The 3,977-nt window shown below is 71.6% G+C and carries 2 protein-coding genes and 1 pseudogene; 1 reads left to right on the top strand and 2 read right to left on the bottom strand.

Annotated features, from left to right (window positions below):
* Positions 1-56: 56 nt before the first annotated feature.
* Positions 57-1,310 (bottom strand): sarcosine oxidase subunit beta family protein, encoded by a 1,254-nt coding sequence (locus tag QR78_RS29875; RefSeq protein ID WP_048431262.1) that lies wholly within the window; start codon positions 1,308-1,310, stop codon positions 57-59.
* Positions 1,311-1,510: 200 nt separating this feature from the next.
* Between QR78_RS29875 and QR78_RS29880 the strand changes: the two genes are divergently transcribed.
* Positions 1,511-2,566 carry a GlxA family transcriptional regulator gene (locus QR78_RS29880; RefSeq protein WP_244276616.1) on the top strand — a complete coding sequence of 352 codons (1,056 nt, stop codon included), beginning with the start codon at positions 1,511-1,513 and terminating at the stop codon, positions 2,564-2,566.
* Positions 2,567-3,056: 490 nt separating this feature from the next.
* Here the strand turns inward: QR78_RS29880 and QR78_RS35235 are convergent.
* Positions 3,057-3,977, bottom strand: a pseudogene (locus QR78_RS35235) (hypothetical protein); the annotation flags it as partial.

Consider the following 3,977-nt stretch of genomic DNA (forward strand, 5'->3'; position numbering starts at 1 on the left):
GGGCGTCGCGGTGGAGGGGGAGGGCGCGCCCGGACGTCGCCGTCCGGGCGCGCGCATCAATGCGCGACGGCGGCCGCCGCGGCCTCGTCGATCAGGCGCCCGGTGCGGAAGCGCTCCAGGGTGAACGGTGCGTTGATCGCGTGCGGGGTGCCGGTGGCGAGGGTATGGGCGAAGACGTGGCCCGAGCCCGGGGTCGCCTTGAAGCCGCCGGTGCCCCAGCCGCAATTGACGAACAGGTTCTGCACCGGGGTCTTGCCGATGATCGGCGAGCGGTCCGGCGTCACGTCGACGATGCCGCCCCAGGAGCGCAGCATCCGCATCCGGGTGAATTGCGGAAACAGCTCGCAGATCGCGTCGAGGGTGTGGGTGGTGATGTGGAGACCGCCCTGCTGGCTGTAGGACGTGTACTGGTCGGTGCCGGCGCCGATGACCAATTCGCCCTTGTCCGACTGCGAGATGTAGGCGTGGACCGCGTTCGACATCACGACGCAGGGGAAGACCGGCTTGACCGGCTCCGAGACCAGGGCCTGGAGCGGGTAGCTCTCGAGCGGCATGCGCACGTCGGCCATCGCCATCACGGTCGAGGTGTGGCCGGCCGCCACCACGCCGATGCGCCCGGCCTGGATGAAGCCGCGGGTCGTCTCGACGCCGATCGCCGCCCCCGAGGCGTCGCGGCGGATGCCCTTGACCTCGCAGTTCTGGATGATGTCGACCCCGCGGGCATCGGCGCCGCGGGCATAGCCCCAGGCTACCGCGTCGTGGCGGGCGGTGCCGGCCCGGCGCTGCAGCGCGCCGCCGAGGACGGGGTAACGGAGCTTGTCCGAGATATCGATCGGCGGACAGAACTCCTTGCACTCTTCCTTCGACAGCCACTCGTTGTCGATGCCGTTGAGGCGGTTGGCGTAGACGTGGCGCTTGAAGCTCTGGACGTCGTGGATGTTGTGCGCGAGCATCAGGACGCCGCGCTGCGAGAACATCACGTTGTAGTTCAGCTCCTGGGACAGGCCCTCCCACAGCTTGAGCGCGTGCTCGTAGAGCGCGGCGCTCTCGTCGTAGAGGTAGTTGGAGCGGATGATCGTGGTGTTGCGGCCGGTATTGCCGCCGCCGATCCAGCCCTTCTCCAGCACCGCCACGTTGGTGATGCCGTGGACTGTGGCGAGATAATAGGCCGTGGCGAGGCCGTGACCGCCGCCTCCGACGATGACGACGTCGTAGGCGGCCTTGGGCTGCGGATCGCGCCACTGGCGGCCCCAGCCCTGGTGTCCCTTCAGGGATTCGGAGAGCAGCGACGTGAGGGAAAAGCGGCGCATCGGTCAGCCTCGCTGTGTTGAGGGATCATCGGCCGGGCGCCCCGCCGGAGCTTTCTCGACGGCGACCGCGAGTTTGAGATTTGCGACGCCGCCGGGGCAGGCCGTCGCCCACCGACTACGATTCCCCGCAGGATCGGGTATCCTGGAACGATTCTCGCTTTGTCGGAGCGGAAGCGATGCAGAGGACCGGGGCGCGGGCGATGGAACAGGCCGGATACGGGTCCGCCGTGGCGGTGGAGACGACCTCGGTCGGCTTCATGCTGGTGGCGCAGTTCTCGATGATCGCCTTCACCTCGGCGATCGAGCCCCTGCGCCTCGCGAACCGTGCGGCAGGGCGCGATCTCTACCGCTATTCGCTGTGGTCGGCGGACGGAAAGACCTGCGAGGCCTCGAACGGCGTCGAGGTCAGGGCGACGGGCCGGTTCGAGGAGGCGCAGGGCCTCGACATGCTCATCGTCTGCGGCGGGCTCGACATCCACCGCCACGACCATCAGGCGCTCCAGAGCACCCTGCGCCGGAGCGCAGCCCGCGGCACGGCCATCGGGGCGGTCTGCACCGGCACCTACGTGCTGGCGAAGGCCGGACTCCTCGACGGCTACCGGGCGACGATCCACTGGGAGAACCTAGCGAGCCTCGCCTCCGAGCATGATTCCCTCGAGATCGGCTCCGACCTGTTCGAGATCGACCGCGCCCGCTTCACCTGCGCGGGCGGCACCGCGGCGGCCGACATGATGCTGTCGCTCATCGCCCGGGCGCACGGGGCGAGCCTCGCCTCCGACGTCGCCGACCAGCTGATCCACCACCGCATCCGCGAGGCCGACGAGCGCCAGCGCATGGACCTGCGCATGCGCCTGGGCGTCGCGCATCCCAAGCTCCTGCAGGTGGTCGCCCTGATGGAGAAGACCTTCGCCGAGCCGCTCGGCAGCCAGGCCCTGGCGGACACTGTGCGGCTGTCGAAGCGCCAGCTCGAACGGCTCTTCCTCAAGTATCTGGGCTGCTCGCCGGCCAAGCATTACCTGCATGTGCGCCTCGACCACGCCCGCCACCTGATCCGCCAGACGGCGATGCCGCTCCTCACCGTCGCGATCGAGTGCGGCTTCTCCTCCGCGTCGCATTTCTCCAAGGCCTATGTCGACCATTTCGGCCGGCCGCCGAGCGCCGAGCGCAAATCCTCGACGACCCCTCCCGTCCCGCGGGCCCGGCGCGAGGGTGCGGTCCGCCGAAGCGAGGTCACGGGGCGTCGGGAGCCGGTCTGAGCGGAGACCGCTCCGAAGACGGTGCGGCTCTTCTGCCCGCTCCCCTCTCTCCTTTGGGAGCACGGTACACGACGCAGCAGGTTGTGCGATGCAGGCGCGACGGCTGTGAGCGTGAACCCTCCCCCCCTCTGCGGGGGAGGGTGGCCCCTGCGTCAGCAGGGGCCGGGAGAGGGGGCGCCGCTTCCAGAGAGGTCGCGACCATGATGACGGTCGCCATCTGGAACAGCGGCGCGCTGCCCCTCTCCCGGCTTACTGCGTTCGTCACCCTCCCCCGCAGAGGGGGGAGGGGTCACGCTCACGGCCGTCGCGCCCGCACCGCAGAACCTGCTGTGTCGTGTACCGTGATGTAAAGAGAGAGGAAACGCGCCCTTCCCTGACAGCCCCGCCACGAGGGGAACCGGAAAGAGCCTGTATTGACCGCGGCTCGACGCGCAAACGGAAAGCGTGAATCCGGCAAGACCCTGCGAGGGTGACCACGCCCGCCCGGTCGTTACCGACAGGGCGGCCCGTCCGGATGGCCGCAGCCGTGGCCCGGTCCCGCGCCGTGGGGCGCCGGGCGGGGCATCTGCGGCATCGGCCGGGGCGCCATCGGCTGGGGGCGCGGCGCGGCCATCTGCGGCTGGCGCATCGCCTGGGCCTGCTGGCGCCGCATCGCGTCCTGCATCTGCTGCTGTTGGCGCTGCATCATCTGCTGCGCCTCGCCCCGCTGGCGCGCCTGAGCCTGGGCCTGAGCTTGCTGGGCCTGCTGGCGCATCGCCTGCTCCATCCGCATCCGGCGCAAGGGATCGTCGGCCTGTGGCGCCCGGGCGGCCGGGAGGGGCGGCTGCGCCATCGGCGAGGGTGTCATGCGCGGCTGCGGCTGGGCGATTCGGGGTCGCATCGCCGGGGGCGGAGTGGGTTGTGCACCGGGGGCCATCCGCAGGGGTTGGGCGCTGCGCAGCGGCTGGACCTGACGCAAGGGTTGGACTTGGCGCAGCGGCGTGACCGGTGGGCGCACGCCCTGCGCCAGGCCGGCTGCCGTTTCTTGCGGCGGCGGAGCGGCCTGGATGCCGGACGGGGATGGACGGTCCGCCGGCGGCGTCGCGCCGGCCCGCGCCGCGGCGGGCGAAATCTGGTTGAGCCCCGCCCGGCCGGCGGGCGGCTCAGCGGGCCGTCCCGGACGGCCGGCGATGGCGGGCAGCGGCGTGCCGCCGGCGCCCGGCAGCGCCTGGGCCGGGTTCGGAGCAGGGTTCGGCGCTGCTTGGCGCGGCCCGGCGGCAGGCGGGATCTGCCCCGGCAGGCTCGGCCGCAGGGCCGTCGCGCCCGGGGGCGGGCCGGGAGGCAGGCCGTCGTGCCGCGGGATCTGTCCGGGAGCGCCGGGCGGGGTCTCCGCCTTCCGGGCGAGGGCGGGCGGCAGGGCGACGCGGGCCGC

The sequence above is a fragment of the Methylobacterium indicum genome (assembly GCF_001043895.1).
GTDB lineage: Bacteria > Pseudomonadota > Alphaproteobacteria > Rhizobiales > Beijerinckiaceae > Methylobacterium > Methylobacterium indicum.